Origin of the sequence: Streptomyces sp. NBC_00654 (assembly GCF_026341775.1) — a bacterium.
In the GTDB taxonomy this organism is placed as follows: domain Bacteria; phylum Actinomycetota; class Actinomycetes; order Streptomycetales; family Streptomycetaceae; genus Streptomyces.
The window spans coordinates 2,239,736-2,265,398 of the sequence record NZ_JAPEOB010000001.1; the positions used below are offsets into that span (position 1 = coordinate 2,239,736).

Annotated in this window: 29 protein-coding genes; 23 read left to right on the forward strand and 6 right to left on the reverse strand. The window is 70.5% G+C overall.

All coding sequences use genetic code 11. The annotated features are described in order from the left end of the window. Positions 1-29: 29 nt before the first annotated feature. From OHA98_RS09750 to yhfZ, 4 genes are all read right to left on the reverse strand, one after another. Entirely contained in the window at positions 30-1,364 is a 1,335-nt protein-coding gene (locus OHA98_RS09750) for a YhfT family protein (protein WP_266924296.1), read from the reverse strand. A 46-nt stretch (positions 1,365-1,410) separates the two neighbouring features. Further along, on the reverse strand, positions 1,411-1,767 hold the full coding sequence (locus OHA98_RS09755; RefSeq protein ID WP_266924298.1) for a DUF2620 domain-containing protein: 357 nt from the start codon (positions 1,765-1,767) through the stop codon (positions 1,411-1,413). A 63-nt stretch (positions 1,768-1,830) separates the two neighbouring features. After that, positions 1,831-2,217, reverse strand: coding sequence for a PRD domain-containing protein (locus OHA98_RS09760; protein WP_266924299.1), 387 nt, complete (start codon positions 2,215-2,217; stop codon positions 1,831-1,833). Positions 2,218-2,331: 114 nt separating this feature from the next. Next, complete coding sequence (gene yhfZ, locus OHA98_RS09765) at positions 2,332-3,270, reverse strand: GntR family transcriptional regulator YhfZ (RefSeq protein ID WP_266924301.1); 939 nt, start codon at positions 3,268-3,270, stop codon at positions 2,332-2,334. A 205-nt stretch (positions 3,271-3,475) separates the two neighbouring features. Between yhfZ and ftsH the strand changes: the two genes are divergently transcribed. Continuing rightward, on the forward strand, positions 3,476-5,407 hold the full coding sequence (gene ftsH, locus OHA98_RS09770) for an ATP-dependent zinc metalloprotease FtsH (protein WP_266924303.1): 1,932 nt from the start codon (positions 3,476-3,478) through the stop codon (positions 5,405-5,407). 106 nt (positions 5,408-5,513) lie between these two features. Here ftsH and OHA98_RS09775 read toward each other — a convergent pair whose 3' ends face one another. Next, positions 5,514-6,407, reverse strand: a complete 894-nt coding sequence (locus tag OHA98_RS09775; protein WP_266924304.1) for a class I SAM-dependent methyltransferase — start codon at positions 6,405-6,407, stop codon at positions 5,514-5,516. Between the two features lie 568 nt (positions 6,408-6,975). Here OHA98_RS09775 and OHA98_RS09780 point away from each other — a divergent pair. The 17 genes from OHA98_RS09780 (at position 6,976) to OHA98_RS09860 (ending at position 19,984) form a co-directional block, all read left to right on the forward strand. After that, positions 6,976-7,569 (forward strand): hypothetical protein, encoded by a 594-nt coding sequence (locus OHA98_RS09780; protein WP_018509633.1) that lies wholly within the window; start codon positions 6,976-6,978, stop codon positions 7,567-7,569. A 156-nt stretch (positions 7,570-7,725) separates the two neighbouring features. Next, a complete protein-coding gene (gene rpsP / locus OHA98_RS09785; protein WP_266924306.1) occupies positions 7,726-8,166 on the forward strand; it encodes a 30S ribosomal protein S16 in 441 nt (146 codons plus the stop codon). Positions 8,167-8,168: 2 nt separating this feature from the next. Further along, the gene (locus OHA98_RS09790) at positions 8,169-8,408 is read left to right on the forward strand and encodes an RNA-binding protein (RefSeq protein WP_003980229.1); all 240 of its coding nucleotides are present in this window, start codon (positions 8,169-8,171) and stop codon (positions 8,406-8,408) included. Positions 8,409-8,537: 129 nt separating this feature from the next. Beyond that, complete coding sequence (gene rimM / locus OHA98_RS09795; protein ID WP_266924308.1) at positions 8,538-9,137, forward strand: ribosome maturation factor RimM; 600 nt, start codon at positions 8,538-8,540, stop codon at positions 9,135-9,137. Next, positions 9,137-9,958: a tRNA (guanosine(37)-N1)-methyltransferase TrmD gene (gene trmD, locus OHA98_RS09800; protein ID WP_266924310.1), complete on the forward strand. Its 822-nt coding sequence runs from the start codon at positions 9,137-9,139 to the stop codon at positions 9,956-9,958. The genes rimM and trmD overlap by 1 nt, the downstream gene beginning before the upstream one ends. A gap of 129 nt (positions 9,959-10,087) precedes the next feature. Next, on the forward strand, positions 10,088-10,438 hold the full coding sequence (gene rplS / locus OHA98_RS09805; RefSeq protein WP_266924312.1) for a 50S ribosomal protein L19: 351 nt from the start codon (positions 10,088-10,090) through the stop codon (positions 10,436-10,438). A gap of 45 nt (positions 10,439-10,483) precedes the next feature. Continuing rightward, positions 10,484-11,254, forward strand: a complete 771-nt coding sequence (gene lepB, locus OHA98_RS09810; protein ID WP_266924314.1) for a signal peptidase I — start codon at positions 10,484-10,486, stop codon at positions 11,252-11,254. Further along, on the forward strand, positions 11,247-12,335 hold the full coding sequence (gene lepB / locus OHA98_RS09815) for a signal peptidase I (RefSeq protein WP_266924316.1): 1,089 nt from the start codon (positions 11,247-11,249) through the stop codon (positions 12,333-12,335). The genes lepB (OHA98_RS09810) and lepB (OHA98_RS09815) overlap by 8 nt, the downstream gene beginning before the upstream one ends. Further along, a complete protein-coding gene (gene lepB / locus OHA98_RS09820) occupies positions 12,238-13,131 on the forward strand; it encodes a signal peptidase I (RefSeq protein WP_266927833.1) in 894 nt (297 codons plus the stop codon). The genes lepB (OHA98_RS09815) and lepB (OHA98_RS09820) overlap by 98 nt, the downstream gene beginning before the upstream one ends. A 50-nt stretch (positions 13,132-13,181) precedes the next feature. Further along, a complete protein-coding gene (lepB, locus tag OHA98_RS09825; protein ID WP_266924318.1) occupies positions 13,182-13,949 on the forward strand; it encodes a signal peptidase I in 768 nt (255 codons plus the stop codon). 19 nt (positions 13,950-13,968) lie between these two features. Then, positions 13,969-14,457: an NUDIX hydrolase gene (locus tag OHA98_RS09830; protein WP_266927835.1), complete on the forward strand. Its 489-nt coding sequence runs from the start codon at positions 13,969-13,971 to the stop codon at positions 14,455-14,457. A 63-nt stretch (positions 14,458-14,520) separates the two neighbouring features. After that, complete coding sequence (locus OHA98_RS09835; RefSeq protein WP_003965949.1) at positions 14,521-14,829, forward strand: DUF2469 domain-containing protein; 309 nt, start codon at positions 14,521-14,523, stop codon at positions 14,827-14,829. 125 nt (positions 14,830-14,954) lie between these two features. Next, positions 14,955-15,314, forward strand: coding sequence for a YraN family protein (locus tag OHA98_RS09840; protein WP_266924320.1), 360 nt, complete (start codon positions 14,955-14,957; stop codon positions 15,312-15,314). Continuing rightward, a complete protein-coding gene (locus OHA98_RS09845; RefSeq protein WP_266924322.1) occupies positions 15,314-16,936 on the forward strand; it encodes a YifB family Mg chelatase-like AAA ATPase in 1,623 nt (540 codons plus the stop codon). Before OHA98_RS09840 ends, OHA98_RS09845 begins: the two co-directional genes overlap by 1 nt. 161 nt (positions 16,937-17,097) lie before the next feature. Continuing rightward, positions 17,098-18,240, forward strand: a complete 1,143-nt coding sequence (gene dprA / locus OHA98_RS09850) for a DNA-processing protein DprA (RefSeq protein WP_266924324.1) — start codon at positions 17,098-17,100, stop codon at positions 18,238-18,240. A gap of 254 nt (positions 18,241-18,494) precedes the next feature. Beyond that, positions 18,495-19,331 (forward strand): RNA polymerase sigma factor WhiG, encoded by an 837-nt coding sequence (gene whiG, locus OHA98_RS09855; protein WP_266924326.1) that lies wholly within the window; start codon positions 18,495-18,497, stop codon positions 19,329-19,331. A gap of 95 nt (positions 19,332-19,426) precedes the next feature. Next, entirely contained in the window at positions 19,427-19,984 is a 558-nt protein-coding gene (locus OHA98_RS09860; RefSeq protein WP_266927836.1) for a TetR/AcrR family transcriptional regulator, read from the forward strand. 21 nt (positions 19,985-20,005) lie between these two features. Here the strand turns inward: OHA98_RS09860 and OHA98_RS09865 are convergent, their stop codons facing one another. Beyond that, positions 20,006-20,770, reverse strand: coding sequence for a M23 family metallopeptidase (locus OHA98_RS09865; protein WP_266924328.1), 765 nt, complete (start codon positions 20,768-20,770; stop codon positions 20,006-20,008). Positions 20,771-21,047: 277 nt separating this feature from the next. Between OHA98_RS09865 and rpsB the strand changes: the two genes are divergently transcribed. The 5 genes from rpsB (at position 21,048) to OHA98_RS09890 (ending at position 25,604) form a co-directional block, all read left to right on the forward strand. Continuing rightward, the gene (rpsB, locus tag OHA98_RS09870; protein ID WP_266924330.1) at positions 21,048-21,968 is read left to right on the forward strand and encodes a 30S ribosomal protein S2; all 921 of its coding nucleotides are present in this window, start codon (positions 21,048-21,050) and stop codon (positions 21,966-21,968) included. Between the two features lie 99 nt (positions 21,969-22,067). After that, positions 22,068-22,904: a translation elongation factor Ts gene (tsf, locus tag OHA98_RS09875; protein ID WP_266924332.1), complete on the forward strand. Its 837-nt coding sequence runs from the start codon at positions 22,068-22,070 to the stop codon at positions 22,902-22,904. Positions 22,905-23,063: 159 nt separating this feature from the next. Next, positions 23,064-23,840, forward strand: a complete 777-nt coding sequence (gene pyrH / locus OHA98_RS09880; protein ID WP_266924334.1) for a UMP kinase — start codon at positions 23,064-23,066, stop codon at positions 23,838-23,840. Between the two features lie 121 nt (positions 23,841-23,961). After that, complete coding sequence (frr, locus tag OHA98_RS09885) at positions 23,962-24,519, forward strand: ribosome recycling factor (RefSeq protein WP_073726823.1); 558 nt, start codon at positions 23,962-23,964, stop codon at positions 24,517-24,519. Next, the gene (locus OHA98_RS09890) at positions 24,519-25,604 is read left to right on the forward strand and encodes a phosphatidate cytidylyltransferase (RefSeq protein WP_266924336.1); all 1,086 of its coding nucleotides are present in this window, start codon (positions 24,519-24,521) and stop codon (positions 25,602-25,604) included. The genes frr and OHA98_RS09890 overlap by 1 nt, the downstream gene beginning before the upstream one ends. Positions 25,605-25,663: the final 59 nt, after the last annotated feature.

Here is a 25,663-nt window from a genome sequence, read left to right on the forward strand (position 1 = left end):
GCGGTGGCGTACCTGATCCGGACCGGGCGTCAGCCCTTGACCGGGGTGAACAGATCGAGCCAGTACAGGAGGTTGAGGAGGACGCCGCCGACGATCACGGCCGCCGGTGCCGCGGCCATCCGGACGATCGGCCGGCCCATCGCCTCGTTCAGCAGGTAGAGCCCGCCGACCACGAGGATGCCGAGCCCGCCGCCCATCGCGTTGGCGGCCATCAGCGAACCGAAGAGGATCGCCAGCTGGAGGGTGTCGCTGATCGCGCTGCGCAGGTGCTCCGAGGAGTCGCGGACGCTGGGCAGCTTGCCGAGGAGCTTGCCGATGTAGGAGAGGGCCAGCACCTCGATGGCGAAGACGAGGGCGCCGACGATCGCGGCGACGAACGGGTTCGGCAGCAGGTAGCCGATGGGGTACACGAGGGTGAAGCCGGCGATGCCGTACGCGCCGGAGGCCAGCGCGGTCGTCGCGATCAGCGGGATGAACCCGAAGACCCGGTAGAAGTCGACCTGGGCGGCTTCGGCGTACTGCCCCTTGGCGATCAGGAAGCTGGTCGCCTCGCCGCCGCCGAATATGTGCATCTGGGCGAGCACACAGACCCCGGCCCCCAGCACCATGAACAGGGGGAGGTACTTGCGCAGCCGTGCCGCGCTGGCGCTGAAGAGCGAGGCCATCGGATCGTCGTCGAGGACGACCTCGGTGACGCCCGCCGCCTTGTCGGCCCTGCGCTGCCCCAGGTCCTTGGCGACGGCGAGGCCGATGAGCATCAGCACGCCGACGGCCATCGCGAGGGCTCCGGCGAACATGTTCGGCCAGAGCTTCATGGTCATGACGACCAGGGCGAATTCCAGGACACCGGCGATGCCGCCCCACTTGCGGCCGAACTGCTTGGTGATGGCCAGCACCGGGAAGAGCGTGAAGAGGAAGAGGATCGGCGTCGACATCTGCTGCATCGCCGTGATGAAGTCGACCGGCAGGTCGTGCGCCACATTGTTGGCGCCGTTCAGCCCGAAGACGACGACCGCGCCCCAGGCCCCGCCGAGGATCGGCGCGAGCCACTTCTTCGGCGACAGCATGCCGAGGATGTCCGTGGGCAGGAAGAGGAGCCACGGGTTCAGCACACCGGTGGAGAGGGCCATCGGCGCGCCGAGTCCGAAGATGAACCCGGCCGAGAGACCGAAAGAGACCGCCGTCGTGGCGCTGCGGGTGGTGCGCCCCTGGATGAAGTCCAGGAGGAACGGTCGTACGCCGTCGTTGAAGACGGCCAGCGCCATGTGCGAGATGTACGCGGTCAGCGCACAGAGGGCTATCACGGTCAGCTGCTGCGCCAGCGAGAAATCGAGGCCGGCGCCGGCTGCGAGTGTGGTACTCACGGGGTCACTCCTTCGTGCCCGGGATGATCAAGAAAAGTGGCTGGGGTCAGCCGCGGGCGGCGATGGCGCGCGCCATGAGGGGAGCGATGGTGTCGATCTGGTCCATCGAGAAGCCGAAGACCTTTTTGCCCTCGGCGAGCAGGGCGGTGATCTGCTCCTCGGTGGGGACGCTGCGGCCGAAGGTGTGGCAGGCGGCGTTGCCCATCAGACCCACGAGCACGCCGAGCGAGGCACCGGCCCCGGTGTGGCAGGTGCCCAGGTAGTAGTCGGCCTGCCCCACGCGGAGCTTCATCGCGGCGTCCATGTCGCTGGAGGCGACGACGTCGATGCCGTCGATGCCCAGCTTCTTGATGGTGTCGGTGACCTCGATCTTGCCGACGCCGCCGGTGAGGATCTTCGTCATGGCTGTCCTTCTTCCGTGGGGTGCTGCGGCCGGGGGACGGTCCCGGCCGGGGGAGCGGGTGGGTCAGGGGGCGGGGGTGGCGGGGGACTGCTGGGCCAGGACCGCCAGGTGCATGCCGAGGAAATTGACCTCGGACTCCGGCAGCGCGGCGCCGAGGTCCCGCTCGGCGCGCGCGGAGACGGCGCGGGCGCGGGCCACGGCGTCGGGGTGCCCGGCCAGTTCCGCGGCGACCTGGTCGTCGGTGAGGAACTGCTCGATGGGCTCGCCGTTCAGGAGCCTGGTGAGCGCCATCATCAGATGACTGGTGAGCATGCCCGCGGTCGCTTCGGTGACGGTGCGGCCGTCCGCTTCGAGGGCGGCCAGCTCGGCGGCGACGAAGTCGGCCACTTCGGGCCTGACCTGTCCGCCTTCACGGAAGAGCTGGATCCGCAGAGCGAGCTGGTCGTCCATGGTGATCCTCCTAAAATCAACAATAACCAGGATTTTGTATTTTGAAGGTGGCGAAGGTCCCCCGGTTTCAGGACCTTCGGCCCCCGCCCCGCCGGAGCCCGGCAGGACGGTCCGTCAGTACGAGGGCACGCGCTCGCCCCTGAGTACTTCGTTCTGGAGCGAGGTGATCAGGGAGAGGTCGAGCGAGTCCCGGACGGCGGCCAGGGCCTTCGTCCCGTCGGTCCGGCCGATGATGGCCGCGCTGGAGTTGCGCAGGGCCAGTTCACGGGTGACCTCGTCGCCCAGCGGGAGCACATCGACGCCGAGCCCGACCCGGTCCTGTGCCTCGTCGAGGTTCCACACGGTGGCGTCGACCTCGTCGCGGGCGAAGAGATCGCGCAGCTGCATGTACGAGGCCTCGCGCCACAGGACGTCCTCGCGCCCGGCGAAGACCCGCTCGACGAGCATCCGCAGGTCCTCCGACGCATGGTCGACCGCGACCCGCAGGCCGGGGGCGTCGAGGTCGACGCCACGGCGTACGAGCATGCCGTGCGCGCCGACATAGGTGGCCGGGCCCAGATCGGCGACGAGCTCCACCGGGTGCTCGGAGATCAGCTGGTCGGCCGCGAAGCGGGACAGGACGACGAGGTCGACCTTTCCTTCGAGCAGCGCGGCGGTACGGGCTCCGGCGCCACGCATGAACGTGATCGCGAAGGGGGCGCCGGCCTCCTCGAAGGCGCTGCGCAGCCCGGTCGCCAGACCCTCGTACCGCCGGGAGTACGGCAGGGGCATCGCGGCGAGCAGTGTCCCGAGGCCGGAGAGCCGCCACAGTATGGAGCGGTCCGAGCGGACGAGGAAGGTGCCGAGGTGCCCCCGGGCGGTCGTCTCGATGGCGCCCGATTCCTCCAGGAGCTGCAACGCGGCCTGGACCGTGCCGTTGCCGCAGCCCAGCTCCTGGGCGTAGTCGCGAACGCGGGGCAGCCGGGTGTCCGGCTCGTGGTTGAGCAGCAGAACCGCGAGCTGCCGGGCGGCGAGGCCGTTTCGCGTGAGGAATCGGTCATCGAAAGCGTTCACGAAACGAACAGTAAACAGGATTCTGGATATTGGCAAGGAGTTCACCCGGGGGGCGTGGTGGGCCACGGGGTGGCGTCCGTCGCCCCGCCGCCCCCACCGCGACCCGCCATGTCCCTCCATGGGGCCACTGGGGCGCCCCTCCAGAGGCTTTGGTGTGATTTCTCCCCTAATGTCGCCATCAGTGGCCGTCGGCAGAGGAGCACGAGTGACCAACCCCGTACCTCCGCGCGATCGGACGGACCAGCCATGGCGCTCCGAGGGCGCGCCCCCGCCCCAGCCGCCCGGCCGCAAGATGCCCGGCGGCTGGGGCGGGCTGCTCCTGACCGCTCTGGCCGTCTATCTGATCGCCAACCTGGTGCTGTCCTTCTTCAACGGTGACGACGAGCCGACCATCGCGTACACCGAATTCAGCAAGCAGGTCACCGCGGGCAACGTCTCCAAGATCTACTCCAAGGGCGACGCGATCCAGGGGCAGCTCAAGAAGGAGACCAAGGTCCCAGGCAAGGACGACAAGTACACCAAGTTCACCACCCAGCGGCCCGCCTTCGCCGACGACGACCTCTGGGCCGAGCTGACCGAGGACGATGTCACCGTCACCGCCGAACCGGTCGTCCAGCAGCGCAGTTTCCTGGCCAACCTGCTGATCTCGCTCGCCCCGATGCTGCTGCTCGTCCTGCTCTGGGTCGTCATCGCCCGGCGGATGCGCGGCGGGCTCGGCGGCGGCATGGGCGGACTCGGACGCAAGCCCCCGCCCAAGCCGGTCGAACTCGAAGGGCGCAAGCGCACCACCTTCGAGGACGTGGCCGGGATCGACGAGGTCGAGGGCGAGCTCAACGATGTCGTCGACTTCCTCAAGAACCCCCAGGAGTACGCGAAGATGGGCGCCCGGATGCCCGGCGGTGTCCTTCTCGCCGGTCCGCCCGGCACCGGCAAGACGCTCCTGGCCCGAGCCGTGGCGGGCGAGGCCGGGGTGCCGTTCTTCTCCGCGTCCGCCTCCGAGTTCATCGAGATGATCGTGGGCGTCGGGGCCGGCCGGGTGCGTGAACTCTTCGCCGAGGCCCGCAAGGTCGCCCCCGCCATCATCTTCATCGACGAGATCGACACCATCGGCCGGGCGCGCGGCGGCGGCTCCGGCATGGGCGGCCACGACGAGCGCGAACAGACCCTCAATCAGATCCTCACCGAGATGGACGGCTTCTCCGGCTCCGAAGGCGTCGTCGTGCTCGCCGCCACCAACCGCGCCGACGTCCTGGACCCCGCCCTCACCCGGCCCGGCCGCTTCGACCGGATCGTGCAGGTCAGCCCGCCGGACAAGGGCGGCCGGGAGGCGATTCTCAGGATCCACACCCGGCAGATCCCGCTCGCCGGGGACGTCAACCTGGCCCAGGTCGCCCGGATCACCCCCGGCATGACGGGCGCCGACCTCGCCAATCTGGCCAACGAGGCCGCCCTGCTCGCCGTCAAACGCAAGCAGACCGAGGTCAGCCAGTCCGACCTGTCCGACGCCCTGGAGAAGGTCCAGCTCGGTGCCGAGCGTCCGCTCGTCATGCCCGACGAGGAGCGCCGCAGGACCGCCTACCACGAGAGCGGCCACGCGCTCCTCGGCATGCTCCAGCCCGGCGCCGACCCGGTGCGCAAGATCACCATCGTGCCGCGCGGGCGCGCCCTCGGCGTCACCCTCTCGACCCCGGACATCGACAAGTACGCGTACACCGAGGAGTATCTGCGCGGCCGGATCATCGGCGCCCTCGGCGGGATGGCGGCCGAACACGTGGTGTACGACGTGATCACCACCGGTGCGGAGAGCGACCTGGAACAGGTCACCTCCCTGGCCCGCGGCATGGTCGGCCGCTGGGGCATGAGCGACAGGATCGGCCGTCTCACCGCCATCCCCGCCGACGCCCAGCAGGCCTACGGCCTCTCCGCGGCGCCCGCCACCCTCGACGCCGTCGACGCCGAGATGCGCCGCATCGTCGACGAGTGCTACGAGGACGCCTGCCGTCTCCTGCGCGAGAACCGCGACAAGCTCGACTCACTGGCCGAGGCGCTGATGGCGAATGAGACCCTGGACGAGGCGGCGGCCTACCGGGCGGCCGGCGTCACCCGGCTGGACAAGCCGGACGGCGGCGCCTCCTGACGGTGTGCCGGTGGCGGGGCCGGGGCGCGTGCGCGTCCTGCGCGTGCCGTCCCGGTGCGTGCCGGCCGCCCCGTTCACCGGACGGCCGGGGTTCTCCTGGGGCGGGTCAGACCAGGCACACGAGATAGCGGAACACGTTCGGCATCCATACGGTGCCGTCCGGCCGCTGATACGGACGCAGCGCCCGAGCCACTTCCTTCTCCACCGGGGCGCGGTCCGCGGCCCGCGCCGCCGTGTCGAACAGGCCGGTCGACAGCAGCCCGCGCACCGCGCTGTCCAGGTCCGCGTACCCGAACGGACATGACACCCGGCCGGAGCCGTCCGGCCTCAGTCCGGCCCGCGCGGCCACCTCCTCCAGATCGTCCCGCCGGGCGGCCCGCCAGCTGTCCGCCCGCCCGCCGCGCTCCGGACCGGAACCGGCCGGCCGTGACGCCACCCGCAGCACCGCGGCGGTGGCGCACCGCTCGGGCGGACCCCAGCCGGTCAGCACCACGGCGGCCCCCCGCGCCGCCAGCGGTACGGCGGACTCCAGTGCGGGGGCGAGCCCCTCGGAGTCACCGGCCACGCACCCGATCGGGTGGAACGCGGTGATCAGGTTGTACGGTCCACCCTCCGCCGGGGGCGCCGCCGCGGGTCCGCCCACGGCCAGCCGGGCCGCAGGCTCCGCCGCCGGACCGCCGGGCGGCCCGGCCGGGTGCCCCGGATCGGGCAGCAGTCGCTCGCGGGCCAGCGCGAGCCGTTCCCGGTCGGTGTCGACGCCGGTGACCCGCGCCCCCCGGGACGCGGCGATCAGCAGGGCGAGCCCGGAGCCGCAGCCGAGGGAGAACAGCCGTGTGGCGGCCCCGACCTCCAGCCGTTCGTACACCGCCTCGTACAGCGGCGCCAGCATCCGCTCCTGGATCTCGGCCCAGTCACGGGCACGGGTGCCGGCGTCCACCGGGAGGGACGGATCGGCGTACGGATCCGTGTACCGGTGATGCCGGACGAGCGTTGGTGTCATGGAATGCGCCCCAATCCGCCGAGAGGCCGGCCGTGCCCGAGTGACAGTCCCCCGCGTACGTGCGCCCGCGGTCCCCATAGGTCAGGGAACTGCGCATCCGCGGCCCCGTCGAGGGCTCGAAGGGGGTGCGACGGGTTCAACGGCGATGCTCGTGTGCCCGGTCGTGCGCCCCCGCGCGTGGCACCGTGCCGCGTCCCGCTCCTGGGTCCCAGTCTTACCCGAGCCGCCGGGCGCGGCACGTCGGGAACGCGGCCCCGGAATCCCGCGCGGGCGTCGCCGGCCGATGAAGCGCTGGTGGGCGGCCCGCCGCGCGCACCGCCGGGCGGCCCGGTGCCGCGGGTGGTGATCCGCCGGGTAATGTCGCACGCGGCGGCAGTGTCCCGCGCCCGTCGGTACGCCGGGGCGCACCAGGTGCTACGTACCACCTTGTTGTGAGCTGCGCGCCTTCTCCGCAGATCTGCGCACCCGCCCTCGTCCGGACGCATCAAGGGCAACTGACTGGTACGTGCAAATTATTTGGGATGCCCCGGAATAGGAACACCGGGGCACTCAGGCTCGTTGTCACGACGTGAGCACGACACCACCTGTACTTGCCGCAGAGCTGGCACAGGCGTGGGCCGACATTCAGCGGTACCACCCCGAGCTGCCCGATCTTGCCGCGCCCGAGTCCCTGATCGGAGAGTCGTCGTCCGCCTGTGGCGCCGAGCTCTCCTTCGAACGACTGCTCCATGAGGCAGTCCACGGCATCGCCGCCGCGAGAGGTGTCCGAGACACCTCCCGGGCCGGCCGCTATCACAACCGACGTTTCCTCGCGATCGCCGAGGAGCTGGGCCTCGATCATGCCGAGGAGCCCCACCCCAGCAGCGGATTCTCGCTCGTCACGCTGAATCCGGAGGCCAAGCGCCGGTACCGCCCGACGACCGAACGGCTGCAGCGCGCCCTCAAGGCGCACACCGTGGCCACCGCCGCCGACACCAAGCGCTCCTTCCGCGGTCCCGCCGCCCGGCACGGCTCCTCCGGGGGCGGCGTCCGGGTCAAGGCCGTCTGCGACTGCGGACGCAACGTCCGTGTCGTTCCCTCGGTCCTCGCCCAGGCGCCGATCGTCTGCGGCGGCTGCGGCAAGCCCTTCCAGATCCCGGAAGCGGCGGTCGCGGTGGGGTGAGGCGATGTGGTGTGGCACAATGGCTAGCTGTACTCGACAGTCGCATAGGACCCCTCTCTCCTCCGGCTGACGCGTCCGTCGGGCACGCGAGTACCGCAACCCCACGTGGCATCTTCGTTGTGCCCAACCACGTCAAGACCAGGAGACACCACTTCCGTGGCAGTCAAGATCAAGCTGAAGCGTCTGGGCAAGATCCGTTCGCCTCACTACCGCATCGTCGTCGCCGACTCCCGTACCCGCCGTGACGGCCGGGCCATCGAGGAGATCGGCCTGTACCACCCGGTGCAGAACCCGTCGCGCATCGAGGTCAACTCGGAGCGTGCGCAGTACTGGCTGTCCGTCGGCGCCCAGCCGACCGAGCCGGTTCTCGCGATCCTGAAGCTCACCGGTGACTGGCAGGCCCACAAGGGTCTTCCGGCCCCGGCGCCGCTGCTGCAGCCCGAGCCCAAGGCTGACAAGCGCGCTCTGTTCGAGGCCCTGTCCTCGGACGGCGACGAGGCCAAGGGTGAGGCCATCACCCAGAAGGCCAAGAAGGCCGACAAGAAGGCGGACGAGGCGGCTGACGCTGCCGCGTCCACCGAGTCGACCGAGGCCTGAGCATGCTCGAGGAGGCTCTCGAGCACCTCGTGAAGGGCATCGTCGACAACCCCGACGACGTGCAGGTGGCCTCGCGCACCCTGCGCCGCGGGCGCGTGCTGGAGGTCCGGGTCCACCCCGATGACCTCGGCAAGGTGATCGGCCGCAACGGCCGCACCGCTCGCGCTCTGCGTACCGTCGTGGGCGCCATCGGTGGCCGTGGTATCCGTGTCGACCTCGTCGATGTGGACCAGGTTCGCTGAAAGAGTTGAACACCGGCCAGGGCCGGGGAGGGCTTTCGAGCCGTCCCCGGCCTTTGTCGTCCGTCACCATCTACTTCTACGTCCGTACACCATTTCTACGTCCGTACACCCATCAATCGGAGAAGCAGCGTGCAGTTGGTAGTTGCGCGGATCGGCCGCGCCCACGGCATCAAGGGCGAGGTCACCGTCGAGGTACGTACGGACGAGCCGGAGCTGCGGCTCGGGCCCGGGGCCGTCCTGGCCACCGATCCGGCCGCGACGGGGCCGCTGACGATCGAGACCGGCCGGGTGCACAGTGGCAGGCTGCTGCTGCGCTTCGAGGGCGTGCGGGACCGTACGGGCGCCGAGGCCCTGCGCAACACTCTCCTGATCGCCGACGTGGACCCGGCGGAACTCCCGGAGGACCCCGAGGAGTTCTACGACCACCAGCTGATGGACCTCGATGTCGTCCTCGCCGACGGCACCGAGGTCGGGCGGATCACGGAGATCAGTCACCTGCCCTCGCAGGACCTGTTCATCGTCGAGCGCCCGGACGGCAGCGAGGTGATGATCCCGTTCGTGGAGGAGATCGTCACCGAGATCGACCTCGACGAGCAGCGCGCGGTCATCTCCCCGCCGCCCGGCCTCATCGACGAGAGCCAGGCCGTGGTGGCCTCCGCCCGCGACGACGAGGCGGACGGTGCCGGTGCGGCGGACAGCGCGGGCGAGGCGCCGAAGGGTGACGCGTAATGCGGCTCGACGTCGTCACGATCTTCCCCGAGTACCTGGAACCGCTGAACGTGTCGCTCGTCGGCAAGGCCCGCGCCCGCGGCCGGCTCGACGTACACGTGCATGATCTGCGCGGCTGGACGCACGACCGGCACAACACGGTGGACGACACCCCCTACGGCGGCGGACCCGGCATGGTCATGAAGACCGAGCCGTGGGGCGAGGCGCTGGACGACGCACTGGCGGACGGGTACGAGGCGGGGGCGGGCTCCCCCGTGCTCGTCGTCCCGACCCCCAGCGGCCGGCCGTTCACCCAGGAACTGGCCGTCGAGCTCGCCGAGCGGCCCTGGCTGATCTTCACCCCGGCCCGCTACGAGGGCATCGACCGCCGGGTGATGGACGAGTACGCCACCCGGATACCGGTCATCGAGGTGTCGATCGGTGACTACGTCCTGGCCGGCGGGGAAGCGGCCGTCCTGGTCATCACGGAGGCCGTGGCCCGGCTGCTGCCCGGGGTGCTAGGGAACGCGGAGTCGCACCGCGACGACTCGTTCGCCCCCGGCGCCATGGCCAGTCTGCTGGAGGGGCCGGTCTACACCAAGCCGCCCGAGTGGCGCGGCCGGGGCATCCCGGACGTCCTGCTCAGCGGTCATCACGGCAGGATCGCGCGCTGGCGGCGGGACGAGGCCTTCGCCCGTACCGCCCTGTACCGGCCCGACCTCATCGAGCGCTGCGAGGCGAGCGGCTTCGACAAGAAGGACCGCGAGATCCTCTCGATCCTCGGCTGGTCACCGGAGCCGGGCGGCCGATTTTGGCGCAGGCCCCCGGCCGTGGAAGAATAGGCCGCTGCTGTACGTCCGGCGTGCGCCCCTGCCACAGGGGGAATGACGCCCGCCCGACGCGATCGGCACTCCGAACTCCTTACGATCTCCCGTCGATGACCTGTGGCATCGGCGAAGAAAGCAGACAAAATGGCTTCCCTGCTCGATGGCGTCAACGCCGCCTCCCTGCGTACGGACGTTCCGTCCTTCCGCCCCGGTGACACCGTCAACGTCCACGTGCGCGTGATCGAGGGCAACCGCTCCCGTATCCAGCAGTTCAAGGGTGTTGTCATCCGCCGCCAGGGCTCGGGCGTCAGCGAGACCTTCACGGTCCGCAAGGTCTCCTTCAGCGTCGGTGTCGAGCGCACCTTCCCGGTGCACAGCCCGATCTTCGAGAAGATCGAGCTCGTCACCCGCGGTGACGTCCGTCGCGCCAAGCTGTACTTCCTCCGTGAGCTGCGCGGCAAGGCCGCGAAGATCAAGGAGAAGCGCGACAACTGAGCTGACGCACCCGTCCACAGCGCGGCCGGATAAGCTTCGGCCGCGATGGACACGGAAGCACAGCACACGGAGCGCGATCTCTCCTCCGGACCCGGGAACGGGCCGGAGGAGGGGTCGCGCTTCTCGCGTACCCGGGACCGTTCGGCCCCGCCGATGTCCTGGCGCCGGGCAGCCGCCCTGGGGGCCGTCTGCACCGTCGTCCTGCTGCTGTTCAGCGCGTATGTGATCCAGCCCTTCCTGATCCCCAGCGGCTCGATGGAGCCCACCCTGCGGGTCGGGGACCGGGTGCTCGTCAACAAACTGGCGTACCGGTTCGGCTCCGGGCCGGAGCGCGGCGACGTGGTGGTGTTCGACGGGACCGGCTCCTTCGTCCAGGAGAACGCCGAGGAGAACGCCGTCGCCGGGCTGCTGCGCGGCGCGGCCGCGTCCCTGGGGCTGACCGAACCCGCCGCGACCGACTTCGTGAAGCGTGTGGTGGGCGTGGGGGGCGACCGGGTGGTCTGCTGCGACAAGCGGGGCCGGATCGAGGTGAACGGCCGGCCGCTGGACGAGCGGTATGTGCACCCCGGGGACGTGCCTTCCCAGGTGCCCTTCGACATCGTCGTGCCCATGGGCACCCTGTGGATGATGGGCGACCACCGCGGCAGTTCGCGCGACTCCCGGGACCACCTGGGGCAGCCCGGCGGCGGCATGGTCCCCGTCGACATGGTGATCGGGCGGGTCGACTGGCTGGGCTGGCCGCTGGGGCGGCTGGGGTCACTGCCGGGCACCGACGCCTTCGCCGGGGTGCCGGAGCCTGCCGGAGCCCATGGGTAACCGGGGGCGCGGGCGTGGCGCACCGGACCGGGGAGGCGAGCCGCCGGGCGGGAGCGCCGCGACCGGGCAGGCCGCTCCGCGCTCGCCGCGGACCCGCGCCGAGCGCCGGAGGCTCGCCCGCAAGGTCCGACGGCGGCGGCGCGGGTCGGCGGTGCGGGAGATCCCCGTGCTCATCGTGGTGGCCCTGCTGATCGCGCTGGTGCTCAAGACCTTCCTGGTGCAGGCCTTCGTGATCCCTTCGGGATCGATGGAACAGACCATCCGGATCGGCGACCGCGTGCTCGTGGACAAGCTCACCCCCTGGTTCGGGTCGAAGCCGCGGCGCGGCGATGTCGTGGTCTTCAAGGACCCCGGCGGCTGGCTGAACGCGGAGCGGGCGGACACGGACGGGAAGGACGCCCCCATCGGCGTCAAACAGGTCATGGAGCTGCTGACCTTCATCGGACTGCTGCCGTCCGACGACGAGCAGGACCTGATCAAGCGGGTCATCGCGGTCGGCGGCGACACGGTGAAGTGCTGCGGCGAGGACGGCAGGGTCAGTGTCAACGGCGTCCCTCTGGACGAGCCCTATCTGCATCCCGGCAATGAGCCATCGACTGTCCAATTCGAGGTAAAGGTTCCGGTCGGCCGGATCTTCGTGATGGGGGACCACCGGTCCAATTCCGCGGATTCGCGCTTCCACCTCGACGACGCGGGCAGAGGCACGGTGTCCGAGGACGAGGTCGTGGGACGGGCTGTCGTGATCGCCTGGCCGTTCGGGCACTGGCGCACCCTGGAGGAACGCGAGACCTTCGCCTCGGTGCCGGATGCGCGTGCCGGGGCGGCGGCGTCGCCCCGCATGTCGAATAGTGTGTCCCCCCAGGATCGATATGCGATGGTCCGGCTCCCGACCCCTGCGGAACTCCCGCTCGTTATGGGAGTGGTGGGCCTGCACCGGACCGGGCGCGGGCAGTGGCACGGATTGAGGAGTGGATGTGGGGGATTTGGCGGTCGGCGCACGATCCGGACACGACGAACCCGAGGACCGGCCGGAGCACGCCGAGTCCTCCGGGGAGGCCGCGGCGGGCCGGGCGGAGGGTGACGCCGGCTCCGCGGGCAGCGGTGGCAGGACTCCGAAGAAGCCGCGTTCCTTCTGGAAGGAACTGCCGCTGCTCATCGGTATCGCGCTCGTCCTGGCCTTGCTGATCAAGACCTTCCTGGTGCAGGCGTTCTCGATCCCCTCGGATTCCATGCAGGACACACTGCAGCGGGGTGACCGGGTGCTGGTCGACAAGCTGACCCCGTGGTTCGGCTCGGAGCCGGAGCGCGGCGAGGTCGTGGTGTTCCACGACCCGGGCGGCTGGCTGGAGGACACCGTGACACCGGAGCCCAACGCGGTGCAGAAGTTCCTCAGCTTCATCGGCCTGATGCCGTCGGCCGAGGAGAAGGACCTGATCAAGCGGGTCATCGCGGTCGGCGGCGACACGGTGGAGTGCAAGAAGAACGGGCCGGTGACGGTCAACGGGAAGGCGCTGGACGAGAAGTCGTTCATCTTCCCGGGGAACACTGCGTGCAACGACGAGCCGTTCGGGCCGATCCATGTGCCCGAGGGCCGGATCTGGGTGATGGGCGACCACCGTCAGAACTCGCTGGACTCCCGGTACCACCAGGAGCTTCCCGGTCAGGGCACGGTCTCCACGGACGAGGTCGTCGGCCGCGCCGTCGTCGTGGCCTGGCCCATCAACCGCTGGGCGACGCTGCCGGTTCCCAACACGTTCGACCAGCCCGGTCTGAACGCGGCGGTCGCCATGGCTCCCGGAGCACTGGGCGTGGCCGGAGCGCTGCCCCTCGTGCTGTGGCGCCGCAAGAGGCTGACCAGCGCGCGTACCGCCGGGTAGGGTGCCGACTCGGATCAGCGATTGTCGATCTCTGATGGGGGAGCGCTGGGATGAGCGGAATGGGACGTACGGGCGACGGCCGCGGCCGGCTCGGCAGTGTGCTGTCGGGCCTGGCCGTGGCCGTCGGCTGTGTGCTCTTCCTCGGCGGATTCGCCTGGGGAGCGGTGGTGTACAAGCCGTACACGGTGCCTACGGACTCGATGTCCCCGACGGTGAACGCCGGGGACCGGGTGCTCGCGGAGCGCGTGGACGGCGCCGATGTGCGGCGCGGGGACGTGGTGGTGTTCACCGATCCGGCCTGGGGCGCCGTGCCGATGGTGAAGCGGGTCGTCGGCATCGGCGGCGACAAGGTGGCCTGCTGCGACAAGGGCGGCCGGCTGACGGTCAACGGCATCCCCGTTGAGGAACCGTATCTGCGGGCGTACGACGGTTCGGCGGGCTCGGCCGCGGGCACTCCGGCCTCGCCGCAGGGCTTCACCGCCGAGGTGCCCGAGGGCCAGATCTTCCTCCTCGGGGACGAACGGGCCGGCTCCTTGGACTCCCGGGTCCACCTCGACGACCCGGGACAGGGCTCCGTCCCCCTCGGCGCGGTCGAGGCCCGGGTGGACGCGGTCGCCTGGCCGATGGACGGCATGATCGGACGGCCGGGGTCGTTCGCGGCCCTGCCGGGCGGGGTGTCCGCCAACGGGCCGCTGAAGCTCCAGCTCGGTGCGGTCCTGGCGGGCCTGGTGCTCATCCTGGGCGGCAGCGCGTACGGGCCGGTCGCGGCCCGCTCCGCACGCCGGAGGCAGCAGACACCGGCGGCCGCCGGTGTCTGAGGAGAGTGAGGGCCCCGCGATCACGGGGAAGACCCGCAAGGTCGCGCGGGTGGTGCTGCTGGACCCCGAGGACCGCATCCTGCTGATGCACGGCTACGAGCCGGACGACCCCGCGGACACCTGGTGGTTCACACCCGGCGGCGGCCTGGAGGGCGACGAGACCCGGGAGCAGGCCGCGCGGCGCGAGCTGGCCGAGGAGACCGGGATCACGGACATCGAGCTGGGCCCGGTGCTCTGGCGGCGGACCTGCTCCTTCCCGTTCGACGGGCGGCGCTGGAACCAGGACGAGTGGTACTTCCTGGCCCGCACGGCGCAGACCACCACCGACCCGCAGGGCCTCACCGACCTGGAGCGGCGCAGCGTCGCCGGTCTGAGGTGGTGGACTTCCGCCGAACTCCTCGCGGCGCGTGAGACGGTGTACCCGACCAGACTCGCCGAGCTGCTGCGCACGCTCCTCGACGAGGGTCCCCCACGTGCTCCGCTCGTTCTGGCCCCCGAAATCGTCTAATCGTCCAGGGGTGCCAGGGGCTGACGCACAATAGGGGGACGCACGGCTGAAGGGGAACATGCCATGAGCGCCGAGGACCTCGAGAAGTACGAGACCGAGATGGAGCTGAAGCTCTACCGGGAGTACCGCGATGTCGTCGGTCTGTTCAAATATGTGATCGAGACCGAACGGCGCTTCTACCTCACCAACGACTACGAGATGCAGGTGCACTCGGTCCAGGGCGAGGTTTTCTTCGAAGTATCCATGGCGGATGCCTGGGTGTGGGACATGTACCGGCCCGCCAGGTTCGTCAAGCAGGTCCGCGTGCTGACCTTCAAGGACGTCAACATCGAGGAGCTCAACAAGAGCGATCTCGAACTTCCGGGCGGCTGATCCACGGACCGGTCACCCGTATGGGTGGCCGGGATATCCACATTCGCGGAGTTGTCCACCGAAAATCACCAAGATCCACACGTCTGGGCCGGAAGCGTCAGAGTCGGTGCCGGAGGTGGTGCCGAATGAACGCACGGGGGGCACTCGGGCGGTACGGCGAGGATCTGGCGGCGCGGCTGCTGACCGAAGCCGGAATGGCGGTCCTGGAGCGCAACTGGCGCTGTCGCGCCGGAGAGATCGACATTGTCGCCAGGGACGGTGACGCACTGGTCATCTGCGAGGTGAAGACCCGCAGGTCCGGGGTTTTCGAACACCCCATGGCGGCCGTCACACCGGTCAAGACGGACCGGCTGCGACGGCTCGCCGAGATCTGGCTGGACGGTCACGGCGGGCCGCCGGACGGCGGGGTCCGGATCGACCTGGTCGGAGTGGTCGTTCCCCGGCGCGGAGCCCCGGTCACCGAACATGTGCGCGGGGTGTCCTGATGGGATTCGCGCGAGCGTGTTCGGTGGCGCTGGTGGGCGTCGAAGGGGTGGTGGTGGAGGTCCAGGCGGACCTGGAACCGGGCGTGGCGGCGTTCGCCCTCGTGGGACTGCCGGACAAGAGCCTGGTGGAGAGCCGCGACCGGGTCAGGGCCGCCGTGGTCAACTCCGGGGCCGAGTGGCCGCAGAAGAAACTCACGGTGGGGCTCTCCCCGGCGTCCGTGCCCAAGGGGGGTTCGGGGTTCGATCTCGCCGTGGCCTGCGCGGTGCTCGGCGCGGCCGAGCGGATCGATCCGGCCGCCATCGCCGACGTGGTGATGATCGAGGAGCTGGGGCTGGACGGCCGGGTGCGCCCGGTGCGCGGGGTGCTGCCCGCCGTGCTCGCCGCGGCCGAGGCGGGGTATCACCACGTCGTCGTTCCCGAGCAGACCGCCGGTGAGGCCGCCCTGGTGCCGGGGGTCTCGGTCCTCGGCGTACGGAGCCTGCGCCAGCTGATCGCGGTACTGGCCGATGAACCCGTCCCCGACGAGCCGGCCGACGACCAGGGCCGTCCCGACGCGATGCTGGCGGGACTGATGATGCCGGGCGCCGGGGTGGGCACCGGACTCGCCCCGCTCCGTGCGCGGGGCGAGGGCCACCGGCCCGACCTGGCGGACGTCGCGGGGCAGGCGCGTCCCCGCAAGGCCCTTGAGGTGGCCGCGGCGGGCGGACACCATCTGCTGCTCTCCGGGCCCCCGGGGGCCGGGAAGACGATGCTGGCCGAGCGGCTGCCGGCGATCCTGCCTCCGCTGACCCGGCAGGAATCCCTCGAAGTGACGGCGATCCATTCGGTGGCGGGAATCCTCCCACCGGGTGAACCTCTGGTCACCAGGGCGCCGTACTGCGCGCCGCACCACTCGGCGACGATGCAGTCGCTGGTCGGAGGCGGCAACGGACTGCCCAGGCCCGGAGCGGTCTCGCTGGCCCACCGGGGGGTGCTTTTCCTGGACGAGGCACCGGAGTATTCCGGCAAGGTGCTCGACGCGCTGCGCCAGCCTCTGGAGTCCGGCCATGTGGTGGTCGCGCGGGCGGCCGGGGTGGTGCGGCTGCCCGCCAGATTCCTGATGCTGCTCGCCGCGAACCCGTGTCCCTGCGGCCGGCACACGCTCAGCGGCACGGGCTGCGAATGCCCGCCCTCCCTGGTGCGGCGCTACCAGGCGAGACTGTCCGGGCCGCTCTTGGACCGGGTGGACCTGCGGGTCGAGGTGGAGCCCGTCAGCCGTGCCGACCTGATGGGGCGAGGGGGCCTGGGCGAGTCGACGGCCGAGGTCGCCGCACGGGTACGGGAAGCCAGGGCGCGGGCCGCCGAGCGGCTGGCGGGCACGCCCTGGACCACCAACAGCGAGGTGCCGGGCCATGAGCTGCGGACCCGGCTGCTGGCGGCCCCCGGGGCACTGATGGCGGCGGAGCGGGACATGGAGCGCGGCACGCTCACGGCCCGTGGCCTGGACAGGGTGCTGAGAGTGGCGTGGACGGTGGCGGACCTGCGCGGCGCCGACCGCCCGGACGCCTCCGACATCGCGGTGGCACTGGAACTGCGCACGGGCATCCAGCGCGGGGTGCCGATGGAGGTAGCGCCATCGTGACGGGGCGGCCGGAGACAGCGGGACGTGCGGGGCCGGGGAGCGGCGGGCCGGGCGGCGGAAGGGGCGGCGGACCGGGCCGCGCAGGGCCCGGCGGGCCGGAAGGCGGAAGGGACGGCGGCGGGTACGGACGTGACGGGGACGGCGGCGGGTGCACGGAGGGGGTGCGGCTGGCCAGGGCCGCGTTGACACGGATTCTGGAGCCGGGCGACGAGCGTGCCGGACGGTGGCTGCGGGAGTCGGGGCCGGTCGAGCTGGTGCGGCGGCTCACCGCCCGGGACGGCTCGGCCGGGGAACTGCCGGGCATGACCGCCGCGCGCCTGGGCGGCTACCGTCTGCGTGCCGCGGCGGCCGAGCCCGAGCGGGACCTGGCGGCGGTGGCCGAGCTGGGAGGCCGCTTCATCTGCCCGGGTGACCGGGAGTGGCCCAGCCAGCTCGACGACCTGGGTGACGCACGGCCGGTCGGGCTCTGGGTGCGCGGGCGTCCCGACCTGCGCCTGTGGGCCCTGCGTTCGGTCGCGGTGGTCGGCGCCAGGGCCTGCACCCCGTACGGGGCCCATATGGCGGCGAGCCTCGGCGCGGGGCTGGCGGAGCGCGGCTGGGTGGTGGTGTCGGGTGCCGCGTTCGGGGTGGACGGGGCGGCCCACCGCGGGGCGCTGGCCGCGGGCGGGGCGACGATGGCGGTGCTGGCTTGCGGGGTCGACGTTGCCTATCCCCGCGGTCATGCCGAGTTGATCGCACGCATGGTGGAACAGGGGCTGGTCATCGGGGAGTTGCCGCCCTCCGGGCATCCCACCCGCAGTCGGTTCATCCTCCGCAACAGGGTGATCGCCGCACTCACCAGGGGAACGGTCGTGGTGGAGGCCGAATACCGCAGCGGTTCGCTCGTCACCGCCCGCAGTGCCCAGCGCCTCGGCCGCTACACGATGGGGGTGCCCGGCCCGGCGACCAGCGGTCTGTCCGCAGGCGTCCATGAGCTGCTGCGCGGCGAGGGCGTCCTCGTCACCGATGCGTCGGAAGTCGCCGAACTGGTGGGGGACATCGGTGACCTCGCACCGGTCGGACGCGGCCCGGTCCTGCCCCGGGACCTGCTGGACGCGGTCACCGCGAGAGTGCTGGACGCCCTCCCCTACCACGGAATCGTCGACGTGCGTGACGTCGCCCGCGCCGCGGGAGCGTCCGCCGACGAAGCACTCGGGCGACTGTACGAACTGCACTCACTGGGGTTCGTCGAACGCGAGGGCGACGGATGGAGGTTGACCAAGGCGCCGGCATGCAACGGCGACGCGCGGCGAGGCGGTACTTGACCTGGAGCATTCGGGTGAAAAGGTAATGCCGATGATCTCGGCAGTTAATTCAGCGGCGCCTCCGGGGCCGGTGCGCGCGGCGACGGTCCCGGCCGTCGGCCGTGTCCGGCGGCAGAATCGCCGGTGCGAAATCGCACAGCGTCGAACCCGTATCCTGCGCGCACTGCGACGCTCCAGTCACGCTACGCTCACAAGGATTCCGCCCCAGACAAACGTCCCCCAGCACTTCACAGCAGAACGGCTCAAGGCACCACATGCCCCAGCACACCTCCGGGTCTGACCGCGCGGCAGTACCACCGGCTGCGCGTGGCACTGTGCGCCCTTCCGCTCCCTCCTCCCTCGACGAGTTGTGGCGTTCGTACAAGACCACGGGCGACGAGCGCCTGCGGGAGCAGTTGATCCTTCACTACTCGCCACTCGTCAAATACGTCGCGGGCAGGGTCAGCGTGGGGCTGCCGTCCAACGTCGAACAGGCCGACTTCGTCTCCTCCGGAGTCTTCGGACTGATCGACGCCATCGAGAAGTTCGACATCGAACGGGCCATCAAGTTCGAGACGTACGCGATCACCAGGATCCGCGGCGCGATGATCGACGAACTCCGGGCGCTGGACTGGATCCCGCGCTCGGTACGGCAGAAGGCGCGGAACGTGGAACGCGCCTACGCCACCCTGGAGGCCCGGCTGCGCCGCACCCCGTCGGAGGCGGAGGTCGCCTCGGAGATGGGCATCGCCCTGGAGGAACTCCACGCGGTTTTCAGCCAGTTGTCGCTGGCGAACGTGGTGGCCCTGGAGGAGCTGCTGCATGTCGGCGGCGAGGGTGGCGACCGGCTGAGCCTGATGGACACACTGGAGGACACCGCCGCCGACAACCCGGTGGAAGTCGCCGAGGACCGTGAGCTCAGACGGCTGCTCGCACGTGCCATCAACACGCTCCCCGACCGGGAGAAGACCGTTGTCACCCTCTACTACTACGAGGGCCTCACGCTCGCCGAGATCGGCAATGTCCTCGGGGTCACCGAGAGCCGGGTCAGTCAGATCCACACCAAGTCCGTGCTGCAGCTCCGGGCGAAACTGGCCGACGCCGGGCGCTGAGCGTGCGCCGTCGGCCATCCCGAGGGAGGTCGCGCCCTTCCCCCGAACACGTGCCGCCGTAGAGTGGAAGCGTGCCCAGGATTCGAGCGGCCTCCGTGGCCGAGCACCGGACCATGCAGCGCGGCGCCCTCCTGGACGCCGCGCGCTCGTTGCTGTCCGAGGGCGGTACGGAGGCGTTGACCTTCCCCGCGCTCGCCGAACGCACGGGCCTCGCCCGGTCCTCCGTGTACGAGTACTTCCGTTCCCGCGCGGCCGTGGTCGAGGAGTTGTGCGCCGTCGACTTCCCCGTCTGGGCGGCCGAGGTCGAGAACGCCATGGAGCGCGCCGAGACCCCCGAGGCGAAGATCGAGGCGTATGTGCGCCGGCAGCTCGATCTCGTCGGGGACCGTCGCCACCGCGCGGTCGTCGCGATCTCCGCGAGCGAGCTGGACGCCGGGGCCCGCGAGAAGATCCGGGCCGCGCACGGCGGTCTGATCGCCATGATCGTCGAGGCGCTGGGCGATCTCGGCCATACCCAGCCGAGGCTTGCCGCGATGCTGCTGCAGGGTTCGGTGGACGCGGCGGTGCGCCGTATCGAGCTGGGCGTGGCGGAGGAGCCGGGCGTCGTCGCCGACACCGCCGTCGCCATGATCCTGCGCGGCGTACGGGGCTGACCCCGCCCCGTACGACAGCCCCTAACGAGCTGGTCGGGGCCCGTCCGGGTGCGGTACGCCGAAGACCGGCAGCAGCCGGGAAGGGCCCCGCCGCAGCGCCGGGGGCGGCAGCAGGGACAGCGGATCCAGATAGACGTCCCCGCGTCGCAGCCCCCAGTGCAGACAGCCCGTACGGCAGTGGAACGGCCCCTGCTCCAGCACCGCGACCGCCTGGCCCGCGATCACCTCCTCACCCCGGGCCACCAGCGCCCGCACCGGCTCGTACGTGGTGCGCAACGGCGGCTCCCCGCTTCCCGCCACCTCGATGGTGAGCACCCCGCGTCCGGCCACCCGCCCCGAGAACGTCACCCGGCCGGTGGCCGCGGCCCGGACCCCGGCTCCGGGCGGCGCCGCGAGATCGACGCCGCGATGGCCCCGCCCGTACGGGCCGGCGGGGGGCTCCCATCCGCGTACGACCATGGGCCGGCCGGGCAGTGGCCAGGCCCGTTCGTCTCCCGGAACGGGGGCCGGAGCGGGGGCCGGAGCGGGAACGGGAACGGGATCCGGGACGGGATCCGGAGCGGGCTCCCGTGCGGGAGCGGGAGCCGCAACCCCGCCCGGTCCCGGCCCCGCCGAGGCCCGGCCCGAGGACGGTCCGAGCAGCACCGCCGGCACGGCGGCCGCCAGGGCGGTCAGCAGGAGCACGGCCGGCGGTGCGGCCCGTGCGGCAGTCCGCCGGGCGCGCGGGACGGGCGGAGGCCTGGACGCGGGCGAGCTGGAGCGAGGAGGTCCGGGTGTGGTGCGCATGCACGGAACGATCCTCCGGTACGCCCGATCCGGGGGATCATGAACCGTTCCTGTGGACAGCCCGCCGGTTGTGGACATCGCCGTCACCCGGCACTCGGCGGGTCCCGTACACTTCTTGTGGCGATCCGGGTCACCGGGTCGACTTCGCACGCCCCGCCACCTCCCTCTCTTCGGGGGTGGCCGCGCTCCTCGGTCCCTTGTGGCACGGCGCGTAGGGGCGTCAGGCGCGATCGCAATCCTGCGGTCGCGACAACCGAGCACCTCAAGGAGTACGGCCATGGCCGTCGTCACGATGCGGGAGCTGCTGGAAAGCGGCGTCCACTTCGGTCACCAGACCCGTCGCTGGAACCCGAAGATGAAGCGCTTCATCTTCACCGAGCGCAACGGCATCTACATCATCGACCTGCTCCAGTCGCTGTCGTACATCGACCGCGCCTACGAGTTCGTCAAGGAGACCGTCGCCCACGGCGGCTCCATCATGTTCGTGGGTACCAAGAAGCAGGCGCAGGAGGCCATCGCCGAGCAGGCGACGCGCGTCGGCATGCCGTACGTCAACCAGCGTTGGCTCGGTGGCATGCTCACCAACTTCTCCACCGTCTACAAGCGCCTTCAGCGTCTGAAGGAGCTCGAGCTCATCGACTTCGAGGACGTGGCCGCCTCCGGCCTCACCAAGAAGGAGCTCCTGGTCCTCTCGCGCGAGAAGGCCAAGCTGGAGAAGACCCTCGGTGGTATCCGCGAGATGCAGAAGGTGCCCAGCGCCGTCTGGATCGTCGACACCAAGAAGGAGCACATCGCCGTCGGTGAGGCGCGCAAGCTCCACATCCCGGTCGTCGCGATCCTCGACACCAACTGTGACCCCGACGAGGTCGACTACAAGATTCCGGGCAACGACGACGCGATCCGCTCCGTCACCCTGCTCACCCGTGTGATCGCCGACGCCGTCGCCGAGGGCCTCATCGCCCGTTCCGGTGCCGCCACCGGTGACTCGAAGCCGGGCGAGAAGGCCGCCGGCGAGCCGCTCGCCGAGTGGGAGCGCGACCTGCTCGAGGGCGACAAGAAGGACGAGACCGCGGCCGCCGCCGAGGTCCAGACCTCCGCCGAGACCGAGAAGGTCGCGGACGCCGAGCAGACCGACGCCGCCGCCGAGGCACCCGCTGCCGAGGCCGAGGCTCCGGCCGCGGACGCCGAGCAGGCCTGACACCCGTCACGGCTGAAGACGGCGGGGCCGGTGCCACAGGGCACCGTCCCCGCCGTTCACCCGTAGATCTTTCAGACTTCGAGAGAGAAATACAGACTCATGGCGAACTACACCGCCGCTGACGTCAAGAAGCTCCGTGAGCTCACCGGCGCCGGCATGATGGACTGCAAGAAGGCGCTCGACGAGGCCGATGGCAACGTCGACAAGGCCGTCGAGGCGCTCCGTATCAAGGGTCAGAAGGGCGTCGCCAAGCGCGAGGGCCGCTCTGCCGAGAACGGTGCCGTCGTCTCCCTCATCTCCGAGGACAAGACGTCCGGCGTCCTGCTCGAGCTGAAGTGCGAGACGGACTTCGTCGCCAAGGGTGACAAGTTCCAGGCCGTCGCCAACACGCTCGCCGCCCACGTGGCCGCGACCTCCCCGGCCGACATCGCGGCGCTGCTGGCGTCCGAGATCGAGCCCGGCAAGACCGTCCAGGCGTACGTGGACGAGGCCAACGCCAACCTCGGCGAGAAGATCGTCCTGGACCGCTTCGCGCAGTTCACCGGCGACTTCGTCTCCGTGTACATGCACCGCACCATGCCCGACCTGCCCCCGCAGATCGGTGTCCTGGTCGAGCTGGACAAGGCCGACGCCGAGCTGGCCAAGGGCATCGCGCAGCACATCGCCGCGTTCGCCCCGAAGTACCTGTCCCGCGAGGACGTCCCCGCCGAGATCGTCGAGGCCGAGCGCCGCGTCGCCGAGGAGACCACGCGCGCCGAGGGCAAGCCCGAGGCCGCGCTCCCGAAGATCGTCGAGGGTCGCGTCAACGGCTTCTTCAAGGAGGCCACCCTCCTCGGTCAGCCGTACGCGCTGGACGCCAAGAAGTCTGTTCAGAAGGTCCTGGACGAGGCCGGTGTCACCCTGAAGCGCTTCTCGCGCATCAAGGTCGGCATCTGAGCCCGTCCGCGAACAACGGTGGACCCCGATAGGGTCTAGTGCAGTCGACGGCCGCACTCATGCCGGACGACCGCAGATCTGACGAGGAGGCCATTGCCGCTGAGGGACACCAGACCCACCGGCAATGGCCTTCTTCGTATGTGCACGAGGAGAATTTCCATGGACAAGGGCGCGGACGCCACTCAGGGTGACCACAAGCGCGACGACGGCAAGGTTTCCGGACGCTTCATGCTGAAGCTGTCCGGCGAGGCATTCGCCGGTGGCGGAGGCCTCGGTGTCGACCCCGATGTCGTGCACGCCATCGCCCGCGAGATCGCCGCCGTCGTGCGCGACGGCGCGGAGATCGCGGTCGTCATCGGCGGCGGCAACTTCTTCCGTGGTGCCGAGCTCCAGCAGCGCGGCATGGACCGGGCCCGGTCCGACTACATGGGCATGCTCGGCACGGTCATGAACTGCCTGGCACTCCAGGACTTCCTGGAGAAGGAAGGCATCGACTCGCGCGTCCAGACCGCCATCACCATGGGCCAGGTCGCCGAGCCGTACATCCCGCTCCGTGCCGTCCGGCACCTGGAGAAGGGACGCGTCGTCATCTTCGGCGCCGGCATGGGGATGCCGTACTTCTCCACCGACACCACAGCTGCCCAGCGTGCCCTGGAGATCGACGCCGAGGCGCTGCTGATGGGCAAGAACGGGGTGGACGGGGTCTACGACTCCGACCCCAGGACCAACCCCGCCGCGGTGAAGTTCGACGCGCTGGAGTACAGCGAGGTGCTCGCCCGCGATCTGAAGATCGCCGACGCCACCGCCATCACCCTGTGCCGTGACAATCAGCTCCCGATCCTCGTCTTCGAGCTGACCGCCGCCGGCAATATCGCCCGTGCCGTCAAGGGTGAGAAGATCGGCACGCTCGTGAGTGACGAGAGCACCCGGGCCTGACGGCCCCAAGGATGGACAACGGCCTGCCGGTCGGACACCGTGCAGGTGAGGACGCGACGCAGGACCCGCCGGGCCCGGCGATGACGATGCCGGGCCCACACAAGACACGCAGGAGCACGTGGTGATCGAAGAAATCCTCCTCGAGGCCGAGGAGAAGATGGAGAAGGCCGTTGTCGTCGCGAAAGAGGACTTCGCCGCGATCCGTACCGGCCGCGCGCACCCGGCGATGTTCAACAAGATCGTCGCCGACTACTACGGCGCGCTGACCCCGATCAACCAGCTGGCCTCGTTCTCGGTTCCCGAGCCGCGGATGGCCGTCGTGACGCCGTTCGACAAGACCGCTCTGCGCAACATCGAGCAGGCGATCCGCGACTCCGACCTCGGCGTCAACCCGAGCAACGACGGCAACATCATCCGGGTGACCTTCCCCGAGCTCACCCAGGACCGCCGCAAGGAATACATCAAGGTCGCCAAGACCAAGGCCGAGGACTCCAAGATCTCGATCCGCTCCATCCGCCGCAAGGCCAAGGAGACCCTCGACAAGCTCGTCAAGGACAAGGAGTCCGGCGAGGACGAGGTGCGCCGCGCGGAGAAGGAGCTCGACGACACCACCGCGAAGTACGTCGCGCAGGTGGACGAGCTGCTCAAGCACAAGGAAGCCGAGCTGCTCGAGGTCTGATGAACGACTCTTCCTGGGGCGCGCCGCAGGGAGCCGGTTACTGGGGCACGCCCGAGATGGGGGCTGCTCCGGCGGGTCCTGCCTACGATGTGCATGACGCCCAGCAGACTCGGCCCATGCCCAACGTGCCGGACGTTCCCGACGCAGGTAGAGACGCAGACGACCGCGACGACCGGGACGGGGATGCCGCTCACGTCGGCGGCCCCCTGTTCCGTGACGAGAAGCCGCAGGAGCCCATGTCCACCCCGATGCCGCCCCCGCCGCAGAAGAAGCGTGCGGGGCGCGATCTGCGCGCCGCCATAGGGGTCGGCGTGGGGCTCGGCGCGGTCATCGTCGCCTCGCTCTTCATCGTGCAGGCCGTCTTCGTCGGCGTGATAGTCGTCGCCGTGGTCGTCGGCCTCTGGGAGCTCACCTCCCGCCTGGAGGAGCGCAAGGGCATCAAGGCCCCTCTCGTGCCGCTCGCCGTCGGCGGGGCCGCCATGGTCGTCGCCGGCTACGCGCGGGGCGCGGAGGGCGCCTGGGTCGCCATGGCGCTGACCGCGCTCGCGGTGCTGGTCTGGCGGATGACCCAGCCGCCGGAGGGGTATCTCAAGGACGTCACGGCCGGGGTCTTCGCCGCGTTCTACGTACCGTTCCTGGCCACGTTCGTCGCGATGCTCCTGACGGCGGACGACGGGCCGCAGCGGGTGCTCACCTTCCTGCTGCTCACGGTGGTCAGCGACACCGGTGCCTATGCGGTGGGCTGGCGCTTCGGCAAGAACAAGCTCGCACCGCGCATCAGCCCCGGGAAGACCCGCGAGGGCCTGCTCGGAGCGGTCGCCTTCGCGATGGCCGGCGGCGCGCTGTGCATGCAGTTCCTGATCGACGGCGGCTCCTGGTGGCAGGGACTGCTGCTGGGCTTCGCGGTCGCCGTCAGCGCCACTCTCGGTGACCTGGGCGAGTCCATGATCAAGCGGGATCTCGGGATCAAGGACATGGGCACCCTGCTGCCCGGTCACGGCGGCATCATGGACCGGCTGGACTCGCTGCTGCCGACCGCTCCGGTGGTGTGGCTGCTGCTGGTGCTGTTCGTCGGATCCGGCTGAGCCGAACCCGCTCACATAACGTCTGACCTGCAATTCTTGCGAGTGAGGGTCCGTTGTCC

Excerpts from the sequence above, each read along its gene's own strand:
- OHA98_RS09755 (WP_266924298.1), bottom strand. The coding sequence starts at position 1,767 with ATGACGAAGATCCTCACCGGCGGCGTCGGCAAGATCGAGGTCACCGAC.
- OHA98_RS09760 (WP_266924299.1), bottom strand. The coding sequence starts at position 2,217 with ATGGACGACCAGCTCGCTCTGCGGATCCAGCTCTTCCGTGAAGGCGGA.
- OHA98_RS09775 (WP_266924304.1), bottom strand. The coding sequence starts at position 6,407 with ATGACACCAACGCTCGTCCGGCATCACCGGTACACGGATCCGTACGCC.
- OHA98_RS09790 (WP_003980229.1), top strand. The coding sequence starts at position 8,169 with ATGCTCGAGGAGGCTCTCGAGCACCTCGTGAAGGGCATCGTCGACAAC.
- trmD (WP_266924310.1), top strand. The coding sequence starts at position 9,137 with ATGCGGCTCGACGTCGTCACGATCTTCCCCGAGTACCTGGAACCGCTG.
- rplS (WP_266924312.1), top strand. The coding sequence starts at position 10,088 with ATGGCTTCCCTGCTCGATGGCGTCAACGCCGCCTCCCTGCGTACGGAC.
- lepB (WP_266924314.1), top strand. The coding sequence starts at position 10,484 with ATGGACACGGAAGCACAGCACACGGAGCGCGATCTCTCCTCCGGACCC.
- lepB (WP_266924316.1), top strand. The coding sequence starts at position 11,247 with ATGGGTAACCGGGGGCGCGGGCGTGGCGCACCGGACCGGGGAGGCGAG.
- lepB (WP_266924318.1), top strand. The coding sequence starts at position 13,182 with ATGAGCGGAATGGGACGTACGGGCGACGGCCGCGGCCGGCTCGGCAGT.
- OHA98_RS09835 (WP_003965949.1), top strand. The coding sequence starts at position 14,521 with ATGAGCGCCGAGGACCTCGAGAAGTACGAGACCGAGATGGAGCTGAAG.
- OHA98_RS09840 (WP_266924320.1), top strand. The coding sequence starts at position 14,955 with ATGAACGCACGGGGGGCACTCGGGCGGTACGGCGAGGATCTGGCGGCG.
- OHA98_RS09845 (WP_266924322.1), top strand. The coding sequence starts at position 15,314 with ATGGGATTCGCGCGAGCGTGTTCGGTGGCGCTGGTGGGCGTCGAAGGG.
- whiG (WP_266924326.1), top strand. The coding sequence starts at position 18,495 with ATGCCCCAGCACACCTCCGGGTCTGACCGCGCGGCAGTACCACCGGCT.
- OHA98_RS09865 (WP_266924328.1), bottom strand. The coding sequence starts at position 20,770 with ATGCGCACCACACCCGGACCTCCTCGCTCCAGCTCGCCCGCGTCCAGG.
- rpsB (WP_266924330.1), top strand. The coding sequence starts at position 21,048 with ATGGCCGTCGTCACGATGCGGGAGCTGCTGGAAAGCGGCGTCCACTTC.
- tsf (WP_266924332.1), top strand. The coding sequence starts at position 22,068 with ATGGCGAACTACACCGCCGCTGACGTCAAGAAGCTCCGTGAGCTCACC.
- pyrH (WP_266924334.1), top strand. The coding sequence starts at position 23,064 with ATGGACAAGGGCGCGGACGCCACTCAGGGTGACCACAAGCGCGACGAC.
- OHA98_RS09890 (WP_266924336.1), top strand. The coding sequence starts at position 24,519 with ATGAACGACTCTTCCTGGGGCGCGCCGCAGGGAGCCGGTTACTGGGGC.